23 protein-coding genes are annotated in these 24,898 nt (G+C 74.8%); 14 read left to right on the top strand and 9 right to left on the bottom strand.

Translation table 11 applies throughout. From position 1 onward, the window contains the following. Positions 1 to 14: 14 nt before the first annotated feature. The 3 genes from V2S66_RS25070 (at position 15) to V2S66_RS25060 (ending at position 2,768) form a co-directional block, all read left to right on the top strand. On the top strand, positions 15 to 1,367 hold the full coding sequence (locus V2S66_RS25070; protein WP_330798648.1) for an MFS transporter: 1,353 nt from the start codon (positions 15 to 17) through the stop codon (positions 1,365 to 1,367). Positions 1,368 to 1,421: 54 nt separating this feature from the next. Beyond that, positions 1,422 to 2,042 carry a TetR/AcrR family transcriptional regulator gene (locus V2S66_RS25065; protein ID WP_330798647.1) on the top strand — a complete coding sequence of 207 codons (621 nt, stop codon included), beginning with the start codon at positions 1,422 to 1,424 and terminating at the stop codon, positions 2,040 to 2,042. A gap of 204 nt (positions 2,043 to 2,246) precedes the next feature. Then, positions 2,247 to 2,768 carry an SPW repeat protein gene (locus V2S66_RS25060; protein WP_330798644.1) on the top strand — a complete coding sequence of 174 codons (522 nt, stop codon included), beginning with the start codon at positions 2,247 to 2,249 and terminating at the stop codon, positions 2,766 to 2,768. Between the two features lie 87 nt (positions 2,769 to 2,855). Here the strand turns inward: V2S66_RS25060 and V2S66_RS25055 are convergent, their stop codons facing one another. Both V2S66_RS25055 and V2S66_RS25050 read right to left on the bottom strand, forming a co-directional pair. Continuing rightward, complete coding sequence (locus tag V2S66_RS25055) at positions 2,856 to 4,571, bottom strand: MFS transporter (protein ID WP_413966475.1); 1,716 nt, start codon at positions 4,569 to 4,571, stop codon at positions 2,856 to 2,858. Next, positions 4,564 to 5,148: a MarR family winged helix-turn-helix transcriptional regulator gene (locus tag V2S66_RS25050; protein ID WP_330798643.1), complete on the bottom strand. Its 585-nt coding sequence runs from the start codon at positions 5,146 to 5,148 to the stop codon at positions 4,564 to 4,566. Before V2S66_RS25050 ends, V2S66_RS25055 begins: the two co-directional genes overlap by 8 nt. Before the next feature lie 49 nt (positions 5,149 to 5,197). Between V2S66_RS25050 and V2S66_RS25045 the strand changes: the two genes are divergently transcribed. The 5 genes from V2S66_RS25045 to V2S66_RS25025 all read left to right on the top strand — a co-directional run bounded on the left by V2S66_RS25045 (position 5,198) and on the right by V2S66_RS25025 (position 8,878). After that, positions 5,198 to 5,983, top strand: coding sequence for a dienelactone hydrolase family protein (locus V2S66_RS25045; protein WP_330798641.1), 786 nt, complete (start codon positions 5,198 to 5,200; stop codon positions 5,981 to 5,983). Positions 5,984 to 5,985: 2 nt separating this feature from the next. Further along, positions 5,986 to 6,267, top strand: a complete 282-nt coding sequence (locus V2S66_RS25040) for a DUF6295 family protein (protein WP_330798639.1) — start codon at positions 5,986 to 5,988, stop codon at positions 6,265 to 6,267. Between the two features lie 300 nt (positions 6,268 to 6,567). Next, positions 6,568 to 7,107 carry a GtrA domain-containing protein gene (locus tag V2S66_RS25035; protein WP_330798637.1) on the top strand — a complete coding sequence of 180 codons (540 nt, stop codon included), beginning with the start codon at positions 6,568 to 6,570 and terminating at the stop codon, positions 7,105 to 7,107. Between the two features lie 206 nt (positions 7,108 to 7,313). Further along, a complete protein-coding gene (tatA, locus tag V2S66_RS25030) occupies positions 7,314 to 7,595 on the top strand; it encodes a Sec-independent protein translocase subunit TatA (protein ID WP_330798636.1) in 282 nt (93 codons plus the stop codon). A gap of 179 nt (positions 7,596 to 7,774) precedes the next feature. After that, the gene (locus V2S66_RS25025; protein ID WP_330798634.1) at positions 7,775 to 8,878 is read left to right on the top strand and encodes a PucR family transcriptional regulator; all 1,104 of its coding nucleotides are present in this window, start codon (positions 7,775 to 7,777) and stop codon (positions 8,876 to 8,878) included. A gap of 314 nt (positions 8,879 to 9,192) precedes the next feature. Here the strand turns inward: V2S66_RS25025 and V2S66_RS25020 are convergent, their stop codons facing one another. Further along, positions 9,193 to 9,699: a MarR family winged helix-turn-helix transcriptional regulator gene (locus tag V2S66_RS25020; protein ID WP_330798632.1), complete on the bottom strand. Its 507-nt coding sequence runs from the start codon at positions 9,697 to 9,699 to the stop codon at positions 9,193 to 9,195. Between the two features lie 104 nt (positions 9,700 to 9,803). Between V2S66_RS25020 and V2S66_RS25015 the strand changes: the two genes are divergently transcribed. The 4 genes from V2S66_RS25015 (at position 9,804) to V2S66_RS25000 (ending at position 18,312) form a co-directional block, all read left to right on the top strand. Beyond that, on the top strand, positions 9,804 to 10,358 hold the full coding sequence (locus tag V2S66_RS25015; RefSeq protein ID WP_330798630.1) for a YceI family protein: 555 nt from the start codon (positions 9,804 to 9,806) through the stop codon (positions 10,356 to 10,358). Positions 10,359 to 10,582: 224 nt separating this feature from the next. Continuing rightward, positions 10,583 to 11,245: a hypothetical protein gene (locus V2S66_RS25010; protein WP_330798629.1), complete on the top strand. Its 663-nt coding sequence runs from the start codon at positions 10,583 to 10,585 to the stop codon at positions 11,243 to 11,245. Between the two features lie 72 nt (positions 11,246 to 11,317). Then, positions 11,318 to 13,435: a flotillin family protein gene (locus V2S66_RS25005; protein ID WP_330798627.1), complete on the top strand. Its 2,118-nt coding sequence runs from the start codon at positions 11,318 to 11,320 to the stop codon at positions 13,433 to 13,435. Beyond that, entirely contained in the window at positions 13,432 to 18,312 is a 4,881-nt protein-coding gene (locus V2S66_RS25000; protein ID WP_330798625.1) for a DNA repair ATPase, read from the top strand. The genes V2S66_RS25005 and V2S66_RS25000 overlap by 4 nt, the downstream gene beginning before the upstream one ends. On the opposite strand, the gene V2S66_RS24995 is transcribed toward V2S66_RS25000, so the two are convergent. The 3 genes from V2S66_RS24995 to V2S66_RS24985 all read right to left on the bottom strand — a co-directional run bounded on the left by V2S66_RS24995 (position 18,290) and on the right by V2S66_RS24985 (position 20,956). Continuing rightward, on the bottom strand, positions 18,290 to 19,345 hold the full coding sequence (locus V2S66_RS24995) for a winged helix-turn-helix domain-containing protein (RefSeq protein WP_330798624.1): 1,056 nt from the start codon (positions 19,343 to 19,345) through the stop codon (positions 18,290 to 18,292). The genes V2S66_RS25000 and V2S66_RS24995 overlap by 23 nt on opposite strands. A 421-nt stretch (positions 19,346 to 19,766) precedes the next feature. After that, on the bottom strand, positions 19,767 to 20,129 hold the full coding sequence (locus tag V2S66_RS24990; RefSeq protein ID WP_330798622.1) for a rodlin: 363 nt from the start codon (positions 20,127 to 20,129) through the stop codon (positions 19,767 to 19,769). A gap of 77 nt (positions 20,130 to 20,206) precedes the next feature. Next, positions 20,207 to 20,956 carry a DedA family protein gene (locus V2S66_RS24985; protein ID WP_330798621.1) on the bottom strand — a complete coding sequence of 250 codons (750 nt, stop codon included), beginning with the start codon at positions 20,954 to 20,956 and terminating at the stop codon, positions 20,207 to 20,209. Positions 20,957 to 21,073: 117 nt separating this feature from the next. Between V2S66_RS24985 and V2S66_RS24980 the strand changes: the two genes are divergently transcribed. Together V2S66_RS24980 and V2S66_RS24975 are read left to right on the top strand one after the other, a co-directional pair. Next, entirely contained in the window at positions 21,074 to 21,496 is a 423-nt protein-coding gene (locus V2S66_RS24980) for a BlaI/MecI/CopY family transcriptional regulator (protein WP_330798619.1), read from the top strand. Further along, a complete protein-coding gene (locus V2S66_RS24975; RefSeq protein WP_330798616.1) occupies positions 21,493 to 22,554 on the top strand; it encodes a DUF2786 domain-containing protein in 1,062 nt (353 codons plus the stop codon). Before V2S66_RS24980 ends, V2S66_RS24975 begins: the two co-directional genes overlap by 4 nt. A gap of 429 nt (positions 22,555 to 22,983) precedes the next feature. On the opposite strand, the gene V2S66_RS24970 is transcribed toward V2S66_RS24975, so the two are convergent. The 3 genes from V2S66_RS24970 to V2S66_RS24960 all read right to left on the bottom strand — a co-directional run bounded on the left by V2S66_RS24970 (position 22,984) and on the right by V2S66_RS24960 (position 24,895). Further along, on the bottom strand, positions 22,984 to 24,033 hold the full coding sequence (locus tag V2S66_RS24970) for a rod shape-determining protein (protein ID WP_330798715.1): 1,050 nt from the start codon (positions 24,031 to 24,033) through the stop codon (positions 22,984 to 22,986). Between the two features lie 26 nt (positions 24,034 to 24,059). Beyond that, complete coding sequence (locus tag V2S66_RS24965) at positions 24,060 to 24,527, bottom strand: DUF7144 family membrane protein (protein WP_330798614.1); 468 nt, start codon at positions 24,525 to 24,527, stop codon at positions 24,060 to 24,062. Between the two features lie 152 nt (positions 24,528 to 24,679). Continuing rightward, positions 24,680 to 24,895: a dodecin gene (locus tag V2S66_RS24960; protein ID WP_330798611.1), complete on the bottom strand. Its 216-nt coding sequence runs from the start codon at positions 24,893 to 24,895 to the stop codon at positions 24,680 to 24,682. Positions 24,896 to 24,898 lie beyond the last annotated feature (3 nt).

Genomic DNA, 24,898 nt, shown 5'->3' with positions numbered 1-24,898 from the left:
CAGGGAGTGTCCCGATGACCGACACGGTCACCACGCAGCAGATCAGCCGGAGGACGCGGGCCGCGACGGCGGCGGGTCCGCAGCCGGGCGGCGCCGACGAGCGGGGCCGGGAACGCCCGGGCCAGGTGGACCGCCGGGACCGGCTGGACCGCCTGGACCGCCTTAAACTCGGCCGCGGCCCGTCGCTCGCGCTGCTCGCCTCGATCATCGTGTCGCTGCTCGCGGCGTCCAGCGCCCCCACCCCGCTCTACGCGGTCTACCAGCACGAATGGGGCTTCTCGCCGATCACCACCACGGTGGTCTTCGGCGTGTACGCGCTCGCCGTGCTGGCCGCGCTGCTGGTCTTCGGCAAGATCTCCGACCACGTCGGCCGCCGGCCGGTGCTGTTCGCGGCGCTCGCCGGACAGGCCGTGGCGATGGTCGTCTTCGCCGAGGCGGGCAGCGTGGGCGCGCTGCTGGCCGCCCGGGTGATCCAGGGCGTCGCCACCGGCGCCGCGCTCGGCGCGATAGGCGCCGGCATGATCGACGTCGACCGGGTCAAGGGCGCGGTCGCCAACTCCTTCGCGCCCCCCGTCGGCACCGCTACCGGCGCGCTCGCGTCCGGCATCGTCGTGCAGTTCCTGCCCTCGCCCACGCACCTGGTCTACCTGCTGCTGCTCGGCGTCTTCGCGGTGCAGGCGCTCGGCGTGGCGGCGCTGCCGGAGTCGGTGACCCGCAAGCCGGGCGCGCTGGCCAGCCTGACCCCGGAGATCAAGCTGCCGCGGGCCGCCCGCGGCCCGGTCGCCATCGCGGCGCCGGTGCTCTTCTCGGTCTGGGCGCTGGCGGGCTTCTACGGTTCGCTCGGCCCGGCGATCACCCGCACCCTGCTGCACTCCGACTCGGTGGTCTACGGCGGCACGAGCCTGTTCGTGCTGGCCGGCGCGGCCGCCCTGTCGGTGCCGCTGCTGCGCCGCACCTCGACCCGTACGGTCATGGTCGCCGGTGTCCTCGCGCTCGTCGCGGGCGTCGCGCTGACCCTGGTCTCGATCGGCTCGGGAGGGGGCGGCGCGGCCCCGGCCACCGGCTTCTTCGCGGGCAGCGCGATCGCCGGGTTCGGCTTCGGCGCGGGCTTCCAGGGCGGCATCCGGATGGTGGTCCCGCTGGTCGAGGCGCACGAGCGGGCCGGCGTGCTGTCGCTGCTCTACGTGGTGTCGTACCTGGGCATGGGCCTGCCGGCGGTGATCGGCGGGGTGCTCGTCGTGCACGGCGGCGGCCTGCTGGACACCGCGCGGGAGTACGGCGCCGCGGTGATCCTGCTGGCGGCGGCCTCGCTGGTGGCGCTGCTGCTGGCCGGCCGGCGGGTGCCGCAGGCCGTGCGGGAGAGCTGACGCGGGGGCCGCGGCGAGCTAGCATAGACAGACCTGTCTGGAGAGGTGAACCCGATGACGGCGACGACGAGTACGGCGGCCGGCGCGGCCAGGCCCGCGGCGCGTCCCTCCGCGCGCGAGCGGCTGCTCACCGCGGCCGACGAGCTGTTCTACCGCGAGGGCGTGCAGAGCGTCGGCATCGACCGGATCATCGAGCACGCCGGAGTCGCCAAGGCGTCGCTCTACAACGCCTTCGGCAACAAGGAAGGGCTGGTCCGGGCGTATCTGGAGCTGCGGCACGAGCGGAACCGGCTGCGCGTCACCCGGGCGATGACCCGCTACCGCACCCCCCGCGAGCGGCTGCTCGGCGTCTTCGAGGCGCAGGGCGAGCTGTTCACCACCCCGGACTTCAACGGCTGCGCCTTCGTGGCCGCGTCGGCCGAGGCCCCGCACGGCGGGTCCGTCGAGCTGGCCGCGGGTGAGTACCGCCACTGGCTGCGCGGCTTCCTGACCGACCTGGCCGCGGAGGCGGGCGCCCCCGACCCCGAGGCGCTCGCCCGCCGGCTGCACCTGCTGTACGACGGCGCGACGCTCTCCGCCCGCATGGACCGCGACCCCACGGCCGCCGCGACCGCCCGTGCCGCCGCGGTGACCCTGCTGGACGCCGCCCTGCCCGCCGAGCCGGCCGGCTCCTGAGGCACCGCCGACGGCGGCCCGACGACGATCCGACGACGATCCGACGACGGCCTGATGCCGGATCGGATGAAGTTCGTACCGATTTGAGTGGCCGTATCGCTTATATAAGTTTTACGCTGAATGAGGATGCGACAGCTTCGGGGCGGAGACCCGAAGGCCATCCGGTGGCAATACAGCGACTGCACTGCGAAGGGGGTGGCTTGCATGGCCACCGATTCGACCCAGCCGACGGCCCCGCGGAACGCACCGACCGCGACCACGCCGTCGTCGGCGCACCACATGGAGAACCACCCGGACATCGTGTCCCTGCGCGACCGTTACGCGAAGGTGAGTGACAGTCCGGCGACCGGGCTGCTGGAGAGCCTGTGCGTGATGGCCGGCCTGTACCTGGCGATCTCGCCATGGGTGGTGGGCTTCCAGGGCTTCACCGGACTGCGGGTCAGCAACCTCGTCACCGGTCTCGCGCTGGCCGTCCTCGGTCTGGGCTTCGGGTCCGCGATCGAGCGCACGCACAATCTGAGCTGGTGCGCGCTGGCCATCGGCGTGTGGACGATCATCGCGCCATGGGTCGTGTCCGGAAACTTCGACACGCACAAGACGATCCTGAACAACGCGATCCTCGGCGGCGTCATCTGCCTGCTCGCACTGGCCACCATGGGCATCGGCCCACTGGCCAAGCGTATGGCGCGCAAGCAGAACGCCGCAGGCGGTGCCGCGGCACGCTGACACCGCGTCACCCGCGGACGGTTCCCCCCGGGAGCCGTCCGCGTGCGCGTCCGCGTGTCCCGCCGGGCCGTCAGGGGCGCGGGTCGGTCAGGGGCGCGGCTTGCCGCGGAGCGCGGAGGCGGTGGCGGCGAGCAGCGACATCGCCGCGGCGGTCGCGAAGACGATGACCAGGCCGTGGTGGAACGGCCCGGAGATCAGGTGCGGGAAGAACTCCTTGCCGGTCAGCACCGCGCGGTTGTGCGCGGGCAGCCGGGCCAGCGTCCCGCTCGGCCCGAGCAGCGTCTGCACCGGGTTGATGCCGAGGAACGCCGAGAAGACCGTCGACACCGGCGGCAGCGAGGCCGCGTGCGCGGCGGCGCCCGCCGGGACGCCCTGCGCCCGCAGGCCCGAGTCGAGCGCGCCCGGCAGGCGGTTGGCGAGGCCCACGATGAGCAGCGAGAAGAAGACGCCGATGGACAGCGACATGCCGGAGTTCTGGAAGGTCGAGCGCATCCCGGAGGCGGCCCCGCGGTGGTTCGCCGGGACGCTGCTCATGATCGCCGAGGTGTTCGGCGCGGAGAACATCCCGGAGCCGATCCCGTTGCACATCACCAGCAGCGCGAACGCCCAGTACGGGAAGTCGATCGGCAGCGCGAGCAGCCCGACGAAGCTCGCGCCGAAGACCAGCAGCCCGCCGGTGGTGAAGTAGCGGACGCCGAACCGGTCGGAGAGCGCGCCGGACAGCGGACCGGCGATCAGGAAGCCCGCGGTCAGCGGCAGCAGGAAGATGCCCGCCCACAGCGGCGCGTCCGCGTAGTCGTAGCCGTGCAGCGGCAGCCAGATCCCCTGCAGCCAGATGATCAGCATGAACTGCAGGCCGCCGCGCGCCACCGACGCGAGCAGCGACGCCGCGTTGCCGGCCGTGAAGTGCCGGTTGCGGAAGAGCCCGAGGTGGAACATCGGCTGCGGCACCCGGGTCTCGATCACCGCGAAGAGCACCAGCAGCGCGGCGCCGCCGATCAGCCCGGCCAGCACCTTCGGGCTCGTCCAGCCCATGGTGTGGTGGCCGTAGGGCTGGATGCCGTACGTGATCGACACCAGCAGCGCCCCGCAGCCGAGCGCGAAGGTCGCGTTGCCCCACCAGTCGATCCTGGCGGGCTGCCGGGCCGAGATCTCACGCAGCGAGCGGTACGCCCAGATGGTGCCGAAGATCCCGACCGGCACGTTCACCCAGAAGACCGCACGCCAGTCCCAGGCGGAGAGCAGCCCGCCCAGCACCAGGCCGATGAACTGCCCGGACAGCGCGGAGATCTGGTTGATGCCCAGCGCCATGCCGCGCTGCCTGGCCGGGAAGGCGTCGGTGAGGATCGCCGCGGAGTTCGCCATCAGCATCGAGCCGCCGATCGCCTGCACCACCCGCCAGCCGATCAGCCACATCGCGCCCGCCCCGCCGTACGCCGGGTCGAAGGAGAGCGCGAGCGAGGCGAGGGTGAAGACGACGAAGCCCAGGTTGTAGATCTTGACCCGGCCGACGATGTCGCCCAGCCGCCCGAGCGTCACCACCAGTACCGCGGTGACCAGCAGGTACCCCATGATCATCCACAGCAGGTAGCTGATGTTGCCGGGCGCGAAGGGGTCCAGGTGGATGCCGCGGAAGATGGCCGGCATGGAGATGATGACGATCGAGGAGTCCACGGTCGCCATGAACATCCCGAGGCTGGTGTTGGACAGCGCCAGCCACTTGTAGCGGTCGGGCGGCGCGTCCCGGCCGGCCGGCCCGGCGGCGGCGGGTGCGGCGGCGGAGGCGGCGGCCGGCTCAGACACGTCGGGTGATCCTCTCCAGCAGCGGGATGGCCTCGGCGAGCTGCCGCCGCTCGCGGGGGGTCAGCTCGGCCTCGATCGCCTCGGCCAGCCGGCGGGCCCGTTCGGCGCGGGCGCCGTGCAGCCCGGCGCGGCCCGCCGGGGAGAGCGAGACGACCATGCGGCGGCCGTCGGCCGGGTCCTGGGCGCGGCTGACCAGGCCGCGTTCGAGCAGCGCGTTGACGATCGTGCACATCGACTGCGGCCGGATGCCCTCGGCCGCGGCCAGCTCGGAGGAGGTCGCCGGGCCCTCGCGGTCCAGCCGGACCAGCGCGGAGGTCTGCGAGAGGGTCAGCTCGCCGTCCGGCCGGAACCGGCGCAGCCGGCGGACCAGCGGTCCGAGCGCGATCCGCAGGTCCGTGGCGACACGGGCGGGACTGCCGTCGGCCGGCCCGCCGTCGGCGCTGACCGGATCGGCGCTGACCGGGCTGCCGTCGGCCGCACCGGCGCTGACCGGGCCGCCGTCGGCCGGATCGCCATCGGCCGGGCCGCCGTCGGCCGGATCGCCGTCGGCCGGGAGGGTGCTGCCGAGTGCCGTCACGATCATCAGTATAAACTGATCAGTCCAGCCTTATGGTAGAGATGGCGGCATGAGTGCATCCCCCATCACCTCAGCCACCCCGCCCGCGGCCGGGATGACCGCCGCGACCGTGTTCCTGACCGGCCATCAGGACGACACGATCGAGGCGTACCTCGCCACGCCGGAGGGCGGCGCCCGCCGCGGCGGAGTCGTCGTCATCCACCACATGCCCGGCTACGACCGGGAGTCCAAGGAGATCGTGCGGCGCTTCGCCGAACTCGGCTACGACGCGGTCTGCCCGAACCTCTATCACCGCGAGGCCCCCGGCGCGTCCCCCGACGACGCCGCGGCCGTCGGCCGTGCGAACGGCGGCGTACCGGACGAGCGGCTGGTCGGCGACGTGGCGGGCGCGGCCGCCTACCTGCGGGCGCTGCCCACCTCCAACGGCAAGGTCGGCGTCATCGGCTACTGCTCCGGCGGCCGCCAGAGCGTGCTCGCCGCCTGCACCCTCGACGTCGACGCGGCCGTCGACTGCTACGGCGCCTTCGTGACCGGCACCGTCCCCGAGGGCATCCCGCTGAAGGTCACCAACCTCGTCGACCGGCTGCCGGACCTGCGGGCGCCGCTGCTCGGCCTGTTCGGCGCGGAGGACACCCACCCCAGCCCCGAGCAGGTCGCCGAGCTGGAGCAGATCCTCTCCGAGCACGGCAAGGAGTTCGAGTTCCACAGCTACGAGGGCGCGGGCCACGCCTTCTTCGCGGTGAACCGCCCGAACTACGACGTCGCCGCCGCGCTCGACGGCTGGGAGCGCGTCACCGAGTTCTTCGGCGCCCGGCTGCGGACCTCGGGGAGCTGACCGTGTGCACCTACCTCACCGTCAAGGACCGCGTCGAGGGCAGCGCGAAGGGGCCGGGCGGGTCCTGGTTCCGGGTCAGTGACGTCACCGTGTACTTCGACCACCCCGTCCACGCGATGGCCGAGCACACGCTCAACATCGACTTCGCCGACCCCTCACGGGGGCCCGCCGCCCGGATCGCCCTCGAACTGACCGCGCAGTCCGCGCGGACGCTCGTCGCCGCCATCCAGGAGGCGCTCGCCGCCGTCCCGGCCGAGATGCAGTCCCAGACCGCCGCCTCCTGACGCCGCGGCGCCGGACCCCGAGCCCCGTGCCCCGGTGCTCCGGCGCCTCGCGCGTCCTTCTCCGATCCTGCCCCGGTGCGGAAAACCACTCGCTTCCGGTGCCGCCGACGGATCACCGTGGAAGCAGTCAGGCGATCCGAGCGTTATAGGCGTCCAAGGGAGTGAAGGCGCCGGCCGACACGGCGCCGACACCGGTACGCGAAGGCGTGCCGGCCGTGTCAGCGGCGTGTGGGTGGCGTGTCAGCGGCCCCCGGCACAGTGAGGACACGGCGAGGACGACGGGGACGGACGGGGACGGGCATGAAGGGCATACGGGCGGTGGCGGCCGGGACCGGCGCGGCGGCGCGGGCGGCCGGCGAGGACGGAGCGCAGCGCGGTGTCGTGGCGGCCTTCGTCCGCTTCGTGGTGTGCGGCGGCGGGGTCAGCGTGCTGTCGAGCGCGCTGCTGCTGGCGGTGACCGGACGCGTTCCCTTCGCGCTGGCGAACGCGGTGGTCACGGTGGCCTCCACGCTGCTGGCGACCGAACTGCACCACCGGTTCACCTTCGCCGCGCGCGGCGAGGGCGGCATCCGCGGGGCGGGCCTGGCGGGCTGGCGCATCCACGCCAAGTCCGCGCTCACCCTGGTGGTGGCGTACCTCTTCACCACCGTGGCGGTGCTGGCGCTCGGCGCGGTGCACCCGCACGCCGGGCCGCTGTTGACGCAGGCCGTCTACCTGGCCGCGTCGGGAGTGGCCGGCACCGGACGGTTCCTGGTGCTGCGCCTGGTGGTCTTCGCCCGCCGTCCGGCCCTGCCGGCGGCTTCGCCGCTGGATCGCGGCAGGGTCGCCGTCGCCGCGTGACGGTGCTGGTCGCGGCGGTGCGCGACCCCCGCGAGGGGGGCCTGAGCCGTCCGCCCACTGGGCGGGGGCTTGGCGTTCACGAGCTTTTTGCGCATGCTTTGAGTACCCGGGTGCCGTCTTCGGCGGGTTCGGGGCGACAATGCGACTGTTGGAAGCTGTGACCGCCGGCCCCCGGCCGGACCCATTTGTGAGGAAACGAGGATCCCATGTTGCGAAACGGGCTGGAGCCGTGGCACCTGATCGTGGTGGCGATCGTCGTCATCCTGATGTTCGGTTCGAAGAAGCTGCCGGACGCCGCCCGCGGGCTCGGCAAGTCGATGCGCATCCTGAAGTCCGAGGCCAAGGCGATGAAGTCGGATGACGTCACGCCCGCGAGCAGCGCGCCGACCCCGACGCCCACCCCGGCGCCGGAGGCCATCACCCCGAGCGACGTCGTGACGGCCCACGAGGCCACCGCCACCGAGCAGCCGGCCGCCACCGCGAAGTAGAGCGCCGCGCGACCGCCCGGCCGGCCCGCCGCCGGCCGGCGAGCAGGCGGCAGAACCGCCACCGCACGGCCCCCGCTTCCGGGACCCGGCAGTCTTGGTACGTTCAGGACGTCCGGAGACCGGAAGACAGCGGGGGGCTTGTGGTGGCGGCGTCGTTTGCGGGGGCGGCGGGTGGCGCCGTGCCCGCGGAGTTCGTGACGGGATTTCCCGAGGCACTCGCCGAGATATCACTCAGCTGCCGCGCGCTCACCCGCGGGGAGCGCGAGAGCCGCAGGGTGCTGGGCGAGCAGGCCGCCGACGCCGGTTACGGGCTGCGCGAGCTGACCGCGCTCCACCTCGCCGCGGCGCACCGCGCCTGGAGCAGGCTGCCCGGCGTGGCCGGCGCCCGCGACGCAGCGGAGCTGCGCAGGGCCGGCGCGGCCGTCCTCGCCGCCGTCGAATCGGGGGTCGCGGCGCTCGCCGAGGGCCACGACCGCGCCCAGCGGCACGCCGTGCGCCGGCTCGAGGAGTCCCGCAAGGCGTTCGTCGACGACCTGCTCTACGGCCGCAGCGACCCCGGCCGGATCGCGGAGCAGGCCGAGGGGTTCGGGCTGCGGCTGGCCGACCGGCACGTCGTCGCGGTGGCCGCGGCGGGCCGGGACAGCCCCGGCTACGACGGCCGGCACCCGCTGCTGCGGCGCGTCGAACGCGAACTCGCCGGGCGCTTCGGCGACCACGACGCGCTGATCGCCGCCAAGGACGGGCGGCTGGTCTGCGTCGCCCCCACCACGCAGCAGGCCATCCTCGACGCCTTCGTGAAGCTCATCGCGGGCGCGCGGAGCGACCCGGACGCGCAGGGCGCGCGGGTCGCGGTGAGCCGCCCGCACAGCGGCGCGGTGGGCATCGTGCGGTCGTACGAGGAGGCGCTCAGCGCGCTGGACCTCGCGGACCGGCTGGGGCTGCCGGGGGCGGTGCTCAACTCCGCCGACCTGATGGTCTTCCCGGTGCTGATGCGGGATCGCGCGGCGATGGCCGATCTGGTCGGTACGGTGCTCGGGCCGCTCTCCGGCGCGCGCGGCGGCGCGCAGCCGCTCGTCGAGACGATCACCGCGTACGCGGCGGCGGGCTACGTCAACGCGGAGGCGGCGCGCCGCCTCGACCTCAGCGTGCGGGCGCTGTCCTACCGGCTGGAGCGGATCGCCGCGCTGACCGGGTTCGACCCGGACGACTCGCTCCAGCGCTACACCCTCGAGACCGCTGCCCTCGGGGCCCGCCTCCTCAACTGGCCCGCCCTCCCCCTCTGACGACGTTGCGGGCGTCCGCCCGCTTCTCAGGGGGCCCGCACCGCCCACCCGTCCTTCGCGCCCGGGGCGGCGCGCCCCACCAGGGGCGCGGGGAACTGCGCGAGCAACCGGCCACCGGCCGGTGGCCCGGACACGACAGCAACAGCCCCTCCGGGCCGGTGACGACGTACAGCCCTCGTCGTGGCTGTTCGCGCAGTTCCCCGCGCCCCTTCAAAAACGGGCTCGCGTCCGCAGCGCGGCGAAAACGGGCTGGCGTCCGCGGCGCGGCTAGGAACGGCCGCGCGTCCGGGCGCGAGGGACGGCTCGGAGGGGGGTCAGCACGGGGGGTCCGCGTCGTCGTCGCCTGCGGCGCGAGCCGCATCGCACTCCTCGCGCAGCCCCGCACTGATCGCCCGCCCGACATCGCGCAGCGTGAGCAGCTGCTCGGGCGTGAGAACGTCGAAGAGCTTCTCGCGCACCGCGGTGACGTGACCGGGGGCAGCCTCGGCGAGCGCGGCGAACCCGGTGTCGGTCAGCTCGCAGACCCATCCGCGGCGGTCGCCGTCGGCGGGGCGGCGGACCACCCAGCCGTTCTTCTCCAGCGCGGCGACCGCGTGGCTGAGCCGGCTGCGCGAGGACATCGACGCGTCGGCCAGCTCGCTCATCCGCAGGCAGCGCCCGTCCGCCTCGGAGAGCCGGACCAGGATCTCGTAGTAGGCCATGGGCATGCCGGACTCGCGGCGCAGCTGCCGGTCGACGTAGGCCGAGAACTCCACGTTCGCGGTCATGTACGCCCGCCAGATCTCCTGCTCCTCGGCGCTCAGCCACCGCACATCACTCATGGCTCCAGCATACGGTGGTTGAACTCTCAATGGATCGGGTCTATAGTGTGTGAAAGCTCAATCATCTTGCTCCGTCCCCTCCACAGTTCCCTTGGGAGTCCCCGATGACCACGCAGACCGATGTGATCGACGGCTACGTCGCCGGTACCTGGACGATCGACGCCGTGCACTCCGACGTCTCCTTCTACGTCCGCCACCTGGGTGTGTCCAAGGTCCGCGGCCACTTCGCGGAGTTCTCCGGCACCATCGTCACCGCCGAGAACCCGCTGGAGTCCACCGTCAACGCCGTGATCAAGACCACCTCGGTGAGCACCAACAACGAGATGCGCGACAACCACGTGCGCGGCGAGGACTTCCTCGACGTCGAGAAGTTCCCCGAGCTGACCTTCACCTCCGCCACGATCCGGGCGAAGACCTCGGAGCTGTTCGAGGTCGACGGCGAGCTGACCCTGCACGGCGTGACCAAGACCGTCACCCTGCAGCTGGAGCTGAACGGCTTCGGCACCCACTACGAGGGCCACGCCATCGCCGGCTTCTCCGCGGCCACCGAGATCAGCCGCAGCGAGTTCGGCGTGACCGGCGGCGCCGCCGGCGCGGCGGTCAGCGACAAGATCCGTATCGCGCTGGAGATCGAGGCCGCCGCCCAGGCCGCTGCCTGACCTTCACCCGCGCGTCCCACCCGACGCTCCGCGTGCCGCTTCCGGCCGCCGCCCGCACTCCGCGGACGGCGGCCGGCGGCGCGTCCGGGCCCGAACGGTTGCGGTCGGTCCAGGACGTGAGGAGGGGGTCAAGACTGCCGGGAACCGGCAATGCCGCACCCGGCGGTGACCTGCCACGATTCCTGCGGCGGTCGAAGAGCTGTACGGGGGGAGGCGCAACGGGAATGGGGGAGTTCACCGACGTCGTCCTCGGCTTTCCGACCGTCGTGTTCGGAGGGGCGCTGGTGGTCGTGGTCGGCTTCTGGACGCTCGTGCTGGTCGGCGGCGCCGACGCGCACGGCCCGGGCCACCACGGCCACGTCGCGCCCGCACCGCACCACCCTGGTCCCTCCGGCGGACACCACGCCGGACACCACGCCGGACACCGCGGGCTCGGCCTCGACGGCGTGCCGATCACCGTCGCGCTGTCCCTGCTGGTCGCGCTCGCCTGGTTCCTGAGCCTGGCCGGCTCCGCCGCCCTCGACGGCGCGCCGCTGCCCGGCCCGCTCCGTACCGCGCTGTCCTTCGCGGTGCTCGCCGCCGCCTGCGCCGGGTCCTGGTCGCTGACCTGGATGCTGGTACGGCCGCTGCGCCGCCTCTTCCCGAACGAACGGGCCCCCTCGCGCGCCGACTTCGTCGGACTGCTCTGCGTGATCCGCACCGGCTCGGTCAGCGGACGGTTCGGCCAGGCCGAGGTCACCGCGTCCGACGGCTCCACCGCCGTCGTCCAGGTCCGGCAGACCGGCCAGGACACGTACCGGGCGGGCAGCAGCGCGCTGCTCTACGCGTACGAGCCGGACGGCGAGTTCTTCTGGGTCGCCCCCTTCGACGATCCCGCGCGGCTCTGATTCCGCGGCGCTGACCCCGCACCGCACCTCTTCCGCACCGCACCTCCACTTCCGCATCGAGGTTGATCCGTCATGGATGCCACCGCCATCGGGATCGGCGTGCTGTTCGCCGTCCTCGCGCTCATCGCACTCGGCGTGCTGCTCACCGTCGGCCGGCTGTTCCGCAAGGTCGAGCAGGGCCACGCGCTGATCATCTCCAGGACCCGGCAGGTGGACGTCACGTTCACCGGCGCGGTCGTCCTGCCGGTGCTGCACAACGCGGAGTTGATGGACATCTCCGTGAAGACCATCGAGATCCAGCGGACCGGCCGCGAGGGCCTCATCTGCCAGGACAACATCCGCGCCGACATCCACCTGACCTTCTTCGTCCGGGTCAACAAGACAGCCGAGGACGTGGTGAAGGTCGCCCAGGCCATCGGCACCGAGCGGGCCAGCCACCAGGAGACGCTGCAGGCGCTGTTCAGCGCGAAGTTCTCCGAGGCGCTCAAGACCGTCGGCAAGCAGCTGGACTTCGTCGACCTCTACACCCATCGCGAGAGCTTCCGGGACCGCATCATCCAGGTCATCGGCACCGACCTGAACGGCTACCACCTGGAGGACTGCGCGATCGACTACCTGGAGCAGACCCCGCTCACCCAGCTCGACCCGGCCAACATCCTCGACGCGCAGGGCATCAGGAAGATCACCGAGCTGACCGTCGTCGAGCACGTGCGGACCAACGAGTCGCAGCGCACCGAGCAGAAGGAGATCACCCGGCAGAACGTCGAGGCCCGGGAGACCATCCTGGAGCTCGAACGCCGCCAGGCCGAGGCCGAGATCAAGCAGCGCCGCGAGGTCGAGACGCTCCGGGCCCGCGAGGAGGCGGCCACCGCGAAGGTCCAGGAGGAGGAACGGCTCAGCTCCCAGGGGGCGTTCATCCGCACCGAGGAGCAACTCGGCGTGCAGCGCGAGAACCAGGCCCGCGAGGTGGCCGTCGCCCAGAAGAACCGCGAGCGCGTCATCGCGGTGGAGAGCGAGCGCATCGAGAAGGACCGCGTGCTGGAGGTCATCGCCCGCGAACGCGAGACCGAACTCGCCCGCATCGGCAAGGAGAAGGAGGTCGAGGGCGAGCGCCGCGAGGTCGCCGACGTCGTACGGGAGCGGATCGCCGTCGACCGCACGGTCGCCGAACAGGAGGAGTCCATCAAGCAGTTGCGGCTCGTCCAGGAGGCCGAGCGGGAGCGCCAGGCGCTCGTCATCACCGCCGAGGCGCAGGCCCAGGAGCGGCTGGTCAAGGACATCAAGGCCGCCGAGGCCGCGGAGGCCGCGGCCCAGCACAAGGCCCGCGAGGCGCTCACCCTGGCCGAGGCCCGCAGGCGCACCGCCGAGATGGACGCCGAGGCGAAGATCAGGCTCGCCGAGGGGCAGCGCGCCGAGGCCGCCGCGGCCGGGCTCGCCGAGGTCGAGGTGCACGAGCGCAGCGCCGCCGCGATCGGCAAGGTCGGCGCGGCCGAGGCGGAGGCCACCGCGGCGCGGCTGCGCGCCGAGGCCGAGGGCGCCCGGCTGCTCGCCCTGGCCACCGCCGAGGGCACCGCGGCGCAGGCCACCGCGGAGGCGGCGATGATCGGCGAGAAGCTCAAGGCCGAGGCGGCCGGGCTGACCGAGAAGGCCGCGGCGATGGCCGCGCTCGACGAGGCGTCGCGCGGCCACGAGGAGTACCGTCTGCGGCTGGCCGCGGAGAAGGACGTCCGGCTGGCCGGACTCGACGCGCAGCGGCAGATCGCCGAGGCGCAGGCGACCGTGCTCGCCGCCGGCCTGGAGAAGGCCGACATCAGCATCGTCGGCGGCGAGGACGTCTTCTTCGACCGGCTGCTGTCCGCGGTCTCCGCGGCCCGCACCGTCGACGCCTTCGTCGACACCTCCGCCACCGCGCAGGCGCTCGGCGCGGGCTGGCTCGACGGCTCGGGACGCTTCACCGACGACGCGACGCGCATCCTCACCGCCCTCGGCGCCAACGGCGGCCCCGCGGGGCTGACCGGGCTGCTCGGCCGCCTCGCCTCCGCGCAGGGCGCGGGCTTCGACGCGGTCCAGGGCACGGTCCGGGGCGCCGTCCAGGAACCGCAGGCGCAGGCGCAGGCGCCGTCCGGACAGCAGCCCGCCGTACAGGCCGCCGTGCCGCCCGTCGCGGCGAACGGACTCGTGAAGAAGTGACCGCCGCACCGACCACACGGGAGCCCGCCCCGGCCGAGGCGGCCCCGGCCGAGGGGGCGGCGCCCGACGCCCACGCCGTGCTCAGCACCCGGCTCGCCGCCGCCGCGGCGGTCCTCGGCGAGCGGGCGCAGGCCCTGGACGCCGCGCGCGTCGCGGTGTTCGGGGCCGGGGAGACGCTGCTCACCGGCGCGCTGCGGGTGCGCACGCAGCGGCCCGCGACGCCCGCGGACATCGCGGCCGTCGGCCCGTACCTGCTGTTCGCGGCGAACCCGGCGGAGGTCCGGGACGTCGGCGACGTCTTCCAGGTGCTGCGGCCGGCCGGGCAGGACGCCGGGGCGGCCGCGATGGAGCCGGTCGCGGCGCCGGACGGGCTGCTCGACGACCCCGCCTTCCTGCACGACTTCCGCGAGCTGTACCGCTACTACCGGCAGACCCGGGTGCTGCGGCTGCGCACCCGGGAGGGCCTGCTGCAGGCCGTCTTCCGCACCGGCGCCGAGCCCGGCGACGTCCGGGTGCTGTCCTGGCGGACCGCCCAGGACGGCCGCTGCGGCTACGAGGGCGCGGGCCGCGAGAGCCCGCCGGACCCGGTGGGCGCGCCCGCGCTGAACTGGATGCCGCTCGGCCGCGCGCACCAGGTGCCCGGCCGGCGGCCGCACCTGGCCGTCACGGCGGCCGACGGCGGCGTCCTCACCGTGGACACCACCGGCGGCCGGCTGCGCGTCCGCACCGGCGACACCGTCCACGAGGAGCCGGTCGACGACGCGTTGCAGTCGCTCGCCGACGCGGACGCCGGCTACGCCACGGTCGGGCCGCTCGTGCTGCTGCGCGTACGGCCCTACCGGGAGGACGCCGACCGGTACTTCACCGTCAACACCCGCACCGCGCGGATCGAGCGCACCGACGTGCCGGCCCGCTCGTACCTGCCGCTGCCCGAGGGCCAGGGGGTGGTCTTCCCCGGCGGTGTGGCGCTCGCCGCCGGCGGCACCCGCACCTTCGACCTCGGGCCGCAAGCCGCCCCCGGACAGCTGGAGTTCGAGCGCCTGGTGCGCGCGCCGGGCGGCGCCGACGTGCTGTACGTCTTCCACGCCGCGGACGACGGCCGCCGCCTGCTGCTGCCGTACCGGCTCGTCCGGCAGGAGGCCGCCGCGCCGCTGCACGTCCAGGGCTGCGCGCTGTACGAGGACGGCACGCTGCTCACCCTGCGGCCCGCAGACGGCGGCGAGCCGGGCCGCGTGCACACCGTGCAGCGGTGGCGGACGCCGTTCGCCGCCGACACCTGGGCGCCGCCCGCGGGCGACGGCCCGCTGCAGCGGATCGGCAACCCCGACCTGGTCCGCGCGGTGTCCGACACCCTCGCGCTGGCCCGCGCCGCCCACGGACCGGCGCCCGCCCCCGCCCGGTACGCGGCGCGGTACGAGGCGCTCGCCGCCGCGGCCGACCGGGTCCTGGACCGCCACCCCTGGCTGGCCGCCCCCGCGCCCGGGGGCGACCCCGCGGCGGCCGGCCTCGCCGCGCCCGTCGGCGAGATCCGCGACACCGCGCGCCGCGCGCTGGCCGAGCACGCGCGGGTGCGCGACCTCACCGCCCAGGCCGCGCGGGCCGCCGCGCAGGCCGAGGCGCGGATCGCCGCACTGCGCCGGCTGATCCGCGGCGAGTCCGCCGCCACCGCTGCCGAATGGGTCCGCAGGCTCACCGAACTCGCCGACGCACAGGCCGGGTTGGCGGCGCTGCGGGACATGCGGTACGCCGACCGGGCTCGGCTGGACGCCGCCGACGCCGACCTCGCGCGGGAGTCGGCGCACGCCGCGGCCCGCGCCGCCGAGTGCTTCGCCGACCCGCACGCCTTCGACGCGCCCCGCGCCCGGGTCGCCGAACTCGACGCCGCCGCACCGGAGATCGGCGCGGCCGCGGAAGCGGCGCCGCTGGCCGCGGCGCTCGACGAGCAGGCCGCCGCGCTGACCACCGTCACCGCCACGGCGACCGGCCTGGACGGCGGCGACGCCACCGTGCGCACCCGCGTCCTGGAGTCGGCCGCCGCGGTGCTCGGCGAGGTCAACCGGGCGCGGGCCCGGCTCGAAGCGCGCCGCACCGAGCTGGCCGCGGCCGAGTCCGCGGTCGAGTTCGCCGCGGAGGGCGCCCTGCTGGCCCAGGAGACCGCCGCGGCGCTGGCCGCCGCGGGCACCCCCGAGGCGTGCGACGACCGGCTCGGGAGCCTGCTCGCCCGGGTGGAGCACCTCGCCGCGCGGTTCGCCGACGTACCCGAGCGGGCGGCCGCACTGGACGCGCGCAGGGCCGCGATCGAGCAGGCCCTCACCGCCCGCAGGCAGCAGCTGGCCGACGAGCGCGCCGCCCGCGTCCGCGGCCTCACCGCCTCGGCGCGGCGGGCACGGGCCGCGGTGCGCCGCCGCGCCGCGGGCCTGGCGTCCGCGCAGGAGGTGCACGCCTGCTTCGCCGCCGACCCGATGGCGCGCGAACACCGCAGGATCGCGGCGCGGTTGCGGGACCTCGGCGAACCGGGCCTGGCCGCCGAGCTGGACGCGGCGCTCGCCGCCGCCCGCCAGGACACCGCCCGCGCGCTGCGCGACCGGCTCGACCTGTACGAGGACGGCGGCGCGACGCTGCGGCTGGGCCGGCACCGCTTCCCGGTCGACCCGCACCCCTTCTCGCTCGCGCTGGTCCCGCACGGCGGCGGCCTGGCCTTCACCGTCCCCGGCACGGACTACCTGCGCCCGGTGCACGACCCCGCGCTGCCCGCCCGCTTCCTCGACCGCCCGCTGCCGTCGGAGTCCCCGGCGCTGTACCGGGCGGAGTACCTCGCCGCCACGCTCTTCGACGACGCGGACACCCCGGCCGCCGGGCCGCTCCCGGAGCCGGCCGCCGTGGTCGCGGCGGCTGTGGCGGCGCGGCCGGACGAGGGGTACGAGCGCGGGGTGCACGACCACGACGCGGCGCTGATCCTCGACGCGCTGCGGCGGCTCGGCGCGGGCGCGGGGCTGCTCCGCCACCCGGCCGGGGTGCGCACCGCGGCCCAGCTCTTCTGGGCGCACGGGCCCGACGCGGCCGCCCGCACCGCCTGGACCACCCGCGCCCGCTCCCTGACCCGGGCCGCTTCGGCCTTCGCCCCCGCCTCTGCCCCCGCCCCCGACTCCGCCTCGGCGTCGCAACGGCCGTCGCCCGCCGCCGCGGTGGACGCGCTCGCCGCCGAACTGGGCGCGGCGGCAGTCGGGTTCACCGCCGGGCTGCTCGCCGATGCCTCCGCCGCGGCGCCGGACGCCACCACCGCGGCGCTGCTCGGCGCCTACCTGGTCGCCGAACTCGCCGACGAGAGACCGGGGTTCGCCGAAGCCGCCGGGGCGCGGGCGCTGCGCGGCCGGTTCACCGCCGCGCTCGGCGGCCCGGACGGCGCGGCGTACAAGGAGTTCGCCGCCGACCTGGAGTCGCTGGAGGACGACCCGGCGGCCCGCCGCGAGCTGGCGCTGGCCTGGCTGGGAGCGTTCGCCGCCGCCGAGGGGGACGGCGGCGGGCAGGACGGCGGCGGGCACCTGCTGGAGGCCGCGGTGGGGCTCGCGGTGGGCGCGCGGCTGCCGCGCTACCCGGTGGACGCGCCGACCGCGGTGCGCGTCACCGGGCTGCTGGGGACGCACCCGCGCATCGGCGCCGACCGCGGCCTCGACGTACGGGTGGACGAACTGCCCGCGCGGGTGCGGAGGTTCCGCGCCGAGGAGGCGCCCGCGTACCGCGCCTACCGGCGGCGCCGCGGCGAACTCCTCGCCGCCGAGGGGCGGCGGCTCGCCCTGGACGACCACCGGCCGCACCCGCTGCCCGGCTTCGTCCGCAACCGGCTGCTGGACGAGGTGTACCTGCCGCTGGTCGGCGACAGCCTCGCCAAGCAGTTCGGCCCCGAAGGCGGCCTGCTGATGCTCATGTCGCCGCCCGGCTACGGCAAGACCTCGCTGGTCGAGTACGTCGCCGCCCGGCTCGGCCTGGCCCTGGTCCGCGTCTCCGGGCCGGCGCTGGGCGCGGCCACCACCTCCCTGGACCCGGCCGCCGCCCCGGACGCAGGAGCCCGCCGGGAGCTGGAGAAGATCGACCTGGCGCTGCGGCTCGGCGCCAACACCCTGCTGTACGTCGACGACATCCAGCACACTTCGCCGGAACTGCTCCAGAAGTTCATCCCGCTGTGCGACGCCCAGCGCCGGATCGAGGGCCCCGAGGGGCCGTACGACCTGCGCGGGAAGCGGTTCGCGGTGTGCATGGCGGGCAATCCGTACACCGAGTCGGGCGCCCTCTTCCGGGTGCCGGACATGCTCGCCGACCGGGCGGACGTCTGGAGCCTCGCCGAGGTGCTCGGCGGCCGCGAGGACCTCTTCGCGCTCAGCTACCTGGAGAACGCGCTCACCGCCAACCCGGTGCTGGCGCCGCTGGCCGGCCGCGACCGCGCCGACCTCGAACTCCTGCTCAGGCTCGCCCAGTCCGACCCCGCCGCCCGCGCGCAGGACCTGGCGCACCCGTACGCCGAGGACGAACTCGGCGAGATCCTCGCCGTGTTGCGCCACCTTCTGCGCGCCAGGACGACGCTGCTCGCGGTCAACGCCGCGTACACCGCGTCCGCCGCGCAGAGCCACGCGGCGCGCACCGAACCGCCGTTCCTGCTCCAGGGCTCCTACCGCGCCATGACGAAGATCGCCGGACGCGTGCTGGCCGCGATGGACGACGCGGAGCTGGACGCCGTCGTCAGCGACCACTACCGCGCCGAGGCGCAGACCCTCGCGGGCGGCGCCGAGGCCGCCCTCCTCAAGCTCGCGGAGCTGCGCGGCGCGCTGACCTCGGCCGAGGCTGCGCGCTGGAGCGACCTCAAGGCCCGCTACGCCCGGTGACGCGCGCGCCCGCCGCCGCAGGGGAGCCGGCCCCGCCGTGCGGGCCGCCGCAGGTCTCACCGTCCAGCAGGCGCTGGCCGAGCCGGGTGACGACGTGCACGACCGTGTTGGCCTGGCGGGTGCTGCGGATCAGGCCGCACTCGCGGAGCACGCCGGTGTGCCGGCTGGCGGACGCCACGGAGGTGCCGATCCGGCCGGCGAGTTCGCTGGTCGACTGGGGGACGCGCAGCGCGAGCAGCGCCTCCGCGCGGGTCTGGCCGAGGAGTTCGGCCAGCCGTCCGCGGGCCGGGCCCTGGTCCGCGCACTCCGGGGCGGCCGGGTAGACCAGGACCGGCGGCAGGTCCGGGTCGATCAGCGTCACGGGCGCGCCCCAGCAGAAGTACGACGGCACCAGCGTCAGGCCGCGCCCCGCCAGGTGCAGGTCGCGGTCGGTCGGGTAGGCCGTCTCCAGCACCGGCGGCTTCCAGCGCAGCGGCGCCGGCAGCCCGCCCAGCAGCCGGTGCACCCCGCCGTCCAGCAGGTCGCGGGCGCGCAGGCTCCGGTCGGCCTGCACGGCCGCGTCGATGGCGCGCTGGTGCGGCAGCACGACGGCCTCGCCGTACGCCCGCGCCGCGTCCGCGACCGCGGCCAGCCGCCTCGGCTCGCCGGCGGCCAGCTCCCGTACCCAGGTGGGCGGCCTGCGGTGCTGGAACACCGCCGGCAGGTCGGTGCGCAGCGCGGCCCGCGGCGTGGCGCGGACCTGGTCGACGGCGGCGGCGAAGCCGCCGGAGCGCACCGGGCCGCGCTGCGGGGTGAGGAAGTCGGGGAAGGGGCCCTGCGCCGCCACGAGGGTGGTGAGCAGCCGGGTCGCGGCGCGTACGGGGGGAGCGGCCAGCGCGCCCGAGGCGGTGGTGCGCCACGGCCGGAAGACCGCCGGCGCCTGCGGGGTCTGCAACACGGTGAGGCTGAGCGCCAGCTCCCACAGCATGTCGGCGTAGGGAGCCACCGTGACCCGGGCGAGGTCGTCACTGGTGAAGTGGATCCTTAACGGCAAGCTGACCAGTCCCTCACGGCTGTGACCGGGCGTTTTCGCTGTGCTGCAAACTACTGGCCGGCCCCTGCCGCGACCCCCGATGCTGGTTGTCCTGCCATGGATCGGCGGGGCGCACAACGGGGGCGCGAAGGCGGCGGAGCGCAGCGGTCCGCCGCCTTCGCGCGCGGCGGCCCGCCGGTTCGCCCCTGCCCTCGGGGGCCGTCCGTGAGTCGGCACGGCTTCGACGCGGCGCGCGGGCAACCGGTTCCCCCGGGGAGGGCGCCCTCTGACCCGGCCTCGACCGACCGCCCCTTCGACCATCCGCCCCTCGGCCGACCGGCCGACCGTCCTTCGATCGGACGGCCCTTGACGCAGACACCGCCACCGCCGGGTGCGTGCGCGGCGGTGGCGGTGCGAAGGGGGGTCGGGCGCGTCGGCCGGTTCAGCGGCCGGACAGGATGTGGGACAGCGGTCCGTCGCCCTGGATCTGGCTGGAGTTCTCCGTGCACTGCTGGTTCTGCGGCGAACTGAGGGCGTTGACGTCCTGCACGGTGATCGGGATCAGGCCGATCAGTGAGCCGACGTTGACCTTGCCGGCGAGCGCCACGCACGGCTTGTTCAGCGAGCCCTGGATCAGGCCGATCTGCGGGCTCTGGACACCGCCGGTGTACGTGTTGCCGTACGCCTGGACGGAGCCGTTGCCGTTGACGGTGGTCGGGCCGTCGGCCGCGCAGGCGGTACCTGCGGTGCCGGCGGCGACCGCGGCGGCCAGCCCGCAGGCGGCGAGGACGGTGCGGATGCGCATGTCACTCCAATCGGTATGGAAGTCCGGAAATGTGACTATCCGAGACCCTTCCATCCGGGCGCCCCGCTGCGCCCCATTCACCTGAGTGGTGGCGCGCCGCCGGTCGCCGCGTCCTGGTCCGCGTCCGCGGCGGGCGCTGCGGTGGCCGGGCCTACGGTGGCCGGGCCTGCGGCGGCCGGGCCGGCGGCGGTCCGCGCCGCCCGGCCGCGGCGCAGCTCCAGCGCGAACGGCAGCAGCGAGAGGATCACGATCACCGCGACGATCGGCAGCAGGTAGGTGTCCACGTGCGGGATCGACGAGCCGAGCGCGTACCCGCCGAGCACCAGTCCGGCCGACCACACCGCGCCGCCCGCGACCTGCCAGAGCGTGAAGGTGCGGGCCGGCACGCCGAGCGCCCCGGCCAGCGGGTTCAGCACCGTGCGCACCACCGGGACGAAGCGGGCCAGGACGACCGCCTTGGCGTGCCCGTAGCGGTCGAGCAGCTCCGCGGCCCGGGCCGCACCCTCGTGGAGCCTGCGGTTGCGGGTCCTGGCCAGCAGCGCGGGGCCGCCGCGGCGGCCGATCGCGTAGCCGGTCTGGGCGCCGAGCAGCGCCCCGGCGAGCGCGGCGAGCAGCACCTGCCACAGCGAGAGATGCACCACATCGGAGGCGCCGGGCGCGCAGAGCAGTCCGGCGGTGAACAGCAGCGAGTCGCCGGGCAGGAAGAAGCCGATGAGCAGGCCGGTCTCCGCGAACAGCACCACGGCGATGCCCAGCGCCCCGAAGGACGAGAGCAGCGAGGTGGCGTCCAGCACGTTCACGGCCTGGTCGAGCACGGGCAGGGGCATGGCGGTGGGGCCCTCCCATAATGGGTCCGGGGGCGCGGCAGGGCACCCTTGTCGACTACAGTCATGTAGTCGTCTACCGCACTGTAGACGAACGAGCGGGAAGGGGCGATCGAAGAAATGTCGGACGCCAACGCCAGCCGCCGCCCTTCGGGTGAACTCGAAGCGGGCGTGCTGGCCGCGCTGTGGGCCGCGGCCGGCCGGGCGCTCACCCCCGCCGACGTGCAGCGTGACCTCGACGCCGCGCTCGGCTCCACGCTGGCGCGCACCACCGTCACCACCATCCTGGCCCGGCTGCACGAGAAGGGCTCGGTCAGCCGCACCCGCTCCGGCCGCGGCTACGCCTACCTCCCGGTGCAGGACTCACCCGGCCTCGCCGCCCGCAGGATGCGCAGCGAGCTGGACAAGTCCGACGCGGACGACCGCGGCCGCGTCCTGGCCCGCTTCGTCTCCGAGCTGGGCCCCGACGACGAGGCGCTGCTGCGCAGCCTGCTCGGCGCGACCACCGACGAGGCGGTCGGCCCCGGCGGGGCGGCGCGATGACGGCGCAGGCCGCCTTCGACGCGGCGCTCTCCCGGGCGATGGCGGCGCCGGGCGGCTTCGGGGCCGGCCAGCCCGAGGTCGACGCGGCCGCGTCCGTGCTGGCCGCGGCGGGCGGGGAGTACGGTCCCTGGGCCGCCGGCGCCTGGCAGCGGGTGCGGCGCGAGTGCGCCGCGCGCGGCTGGACGCCCGCGGATCTCGTCCGCATGGCGGTACGCGAACTGGGCGCGCGGCCCGCGCGGCTCGCCGGGCTGCTCGCCGAGGGCGCGGAGGGCGCCGGGGGCGCCGGGGACGCCGGGGACCTGGCGGGGTTCGCCCGCGACGAGCGGCTCGACCGCTTCTCGGCCGCGGCGGAGTTCGTCGACCTGATGCGGCTGTACGGGTGCCTCCCGCGGATCGCGGCGCTGCCCGCCGGCGGCGGCGCCGGGCCCGCGCACGGCGAGCCCAAGATGCTCGGCCGTATCCGGGCGCTGCTCGCCAAGGCCGAGTCGACCGGCTTCCCGCAGGAGGCCGAGGCGCTCACCGAGAAGGCACAGCACCTGATGGCGCGGTACAGCGTCGACCAGGCGCTGCTGGACGGGGTATCCGGCGGCGGGCCCGGCGCCCGCCGGATCGGCGTCGACCGGCCCTACGACGGAGCGAAGGCGCTGCTGCTCGACGCGGTGGCCAAGGCGAACCGCTGCGAGGCGGTGTGGGCGCGGGAGTTCGGCTTCTCCACGGTGGTGGGGCACGAGGGGGACCTCGACGCGGTCGAACTCCTCTACACCTCGCTGCTGGTCCAGGCGGACCGGGCGCTGCACCGGGGGAAGTCCCGGTCGCGGGACTTCCGCGAGTCGTTCCTCACGGCGTACGCGGTGCGGATCCGTGAGCGGCTCTCCGCCGCCGTGCGGGAGGAGGTGGCGGCGTACGGGTTGCTGCCGGTGCTCGCGTCCCGTGACGCCGCGGTGCGGGATGCCCGTGCCCGGCTCTTCCCGTCCACCACCTCGACCCGCCTGCGCGGCGGGCGTGACCCCGAGGGTCACGCTGACGGCGAAGCCGCCGCCACCCACGCCCACCTCTGACCCCTCCGGGGTCCGCGCCCGGACCGCGCTGGGCGGTGCGCCCGTCCCCCGGGCTGCGCCCGGACCGCGCTGGGCGTTGCGCCCCGCCGGGGGCGCAAGTAACCGGCCGGTGGTCCGTCGGCGACGGGAATTGCCCTTTCGGGCCGGTGGCGACGTGCGGCCCTCGCGGTGGCTGGTCGCGCAGTTCCTCGCGCCCCTGAAAGGCCCCGGGCTGGGCCCGGGACGCGGTGGGCGTTGCGCCCCGCCAGGGGCGCAAGTAACCGGCCGGTGGTCCGTCGGCGACGGGAATTGCCCTTTCGGGCCGGTGGCGACGTGCAGCCCTCGCGGTGGCTGGTCGCGCCGTTCCCTGCGCCCCTGAAAAACCGGGCTGGCGTCCAGCGCCTGGCTTGTGCACCGAGAAGCGGCCGCGCGCTGGGGGCGGCGGGGTGGTCAGGGGGCGAGGGGGTCGTGGGGGGAGGTGCGGATGCGGCCCTCGATCATGGAGCCGAGGCCGCGGACGGCCACGGTGTCCGGATTGGGAGCGATATGCACGGGCATCCCGGTGGCCTGCCGCAGCATGGGGTCGAGCCCCGGCATATGCGCGCTGCCACCCGCCAGCATGATCCCGCGGTCGCCGAGGTCGGCGACGAGATCGGGCGGGCAGCGCCGCAGCACCCCGGTGATCGCGTCGAGCACCCCGGTGAGGGGCGTGCGCATCGCCTGCCGCACCCCTTCCGTCTCGACCAGGACCGTGCGGGCGAGCCCGCTGGTGACGTCGCGGCCGTGCACCTCGGTGGTGACGGTGCCGCCGTTGCCGGGGCCGCCGAGCATCTGGTGCAGCGGCCGCACCGCCTGGCTCGGCAGCATCAGCTCGTGCCGGCTGCGCAGGTGCTCGACCACCGCGCGGTCGATCGCGTCGCCGCCCACCGGCACGGTCTCCGCGGCGACGATCGAGCCGAGCGAGAGCACCGCGACATGGGTGGTGCCTGCGCCGCAGACGACGATCATGGTGGCCTCGGGCTGCTCGACCGGCAGCCCGCAGCCGACCGCGGCGGCGATCAGCGTGTCGACGAGCTCGACGCGGCGGGCCCCGAGCCCGTACATCGTCTCGATCGCGGCCCGCCGGGCGATCGGCTCGCTGCCGTGCGGCATGCACACCGCGGCCCGCATCACCGGCATGCCGCGCACCACGGACATCCGCAGCCAGCGGCGGCCGAGCTTCTCGCCGAGCACGTGCCGCAGCATCCGCTGGGCCATGGCGATGTCGACGACCGCGCCGCTGGCCACCGGGCGGACCACGCGGATGTGGTCGGGGGTGCGCCCGGCCATCATCTCCGCGCGGGCGCCGACCGCGATCAGCGCGCCGGTGCGGACGTCCACCGCGGCGACGCTCGGCTCGTCCACCACGAGACCGCCGTTGCGCAGGTAGACGCGGGTGCGGGCGGCGCCGAGGTCGACCGCCATGGAGCAGCGGCGCAGGTGCTCCAGGGTGGGGGTCAGCGGACCCGTCATGATGCCCGGCATGGTCACAGCAGTGCACCTCCGGCGCGCATGCTGCGCGGGTGATAGGTGGCGAGCGCCCAGATGACGAAGGCGTCGATGGCGATCATGATGATCGACCAGACCGGCTGGTACGGCAGGAAGATGAAGTTGGCGATCATGCTCAGCCCGGCGATCAGCATGCCCGCGTAGCGCGCCCACTCGGCGCCGTTCAGCACCCCGTAGCCGACCAGGACCGCGATGACGCCGAGGACCAGGTGGATCCAGCCCCACGCGGGCACGTCGAAGTTGTACGTGTAGTCGCCGCGGGTGGTGACGTACACCGAGTCCCTGGAGATGCCGACGATGCCTTCGAGGATCGCCATCACGCCGGCGATCAGCAGCATCAGGCCGGCGAAGATGGTGCCGCCGGCCGCCCACTCGCGGCCGCTGTCATGGCCCGGGGACCGCGGCCCAGGGGAGTGGGGGGCGGTGGGTGACTGCTCATGGCTCATGACGGGCTCCCTGGAACGGCTCCGGCGTAATCCGCCTTAACGACAGAAGTTTTGACGGATTGTCGGATTTCGCCACCCGAATGGGGCCGTACGAGGGACCGCCGTACGGGGAAACGCCCCCGTACGGCGTACGCCGCGGGCCGAAGCCGGCGCTACTCGGTCTCCTCCAGGCGGAATCCGACCTTCAGGCCGACCTGGTAGTGCTCGACCTCGCCGTCCACGATGTGGCCGCGGACCTGGGTGATCTCGAACCAGTCCAGGCCCCGCAGGGTCCTGGACGCGCGGCGGATGCCGTTGCGCACGGCGGCGTCGACGCCCTCCTGCGAGGTGCCGACGATCTCGGTGACGCGGTAGGTGTGCTCGGCCATGGC

Source organism: Actinacidiphila polyblastidii (assembly GCF_036353415.1).
GTDB lineage: Bacteria > Actinomycetota > Actinomycetes > Streptomycetales > Streptomycetaceae > Actinacidiphila > Actinacidiphila polyblastidii.
This window is presented reverse-complemented; position numbering and strand designations above follow the sequence as displayed.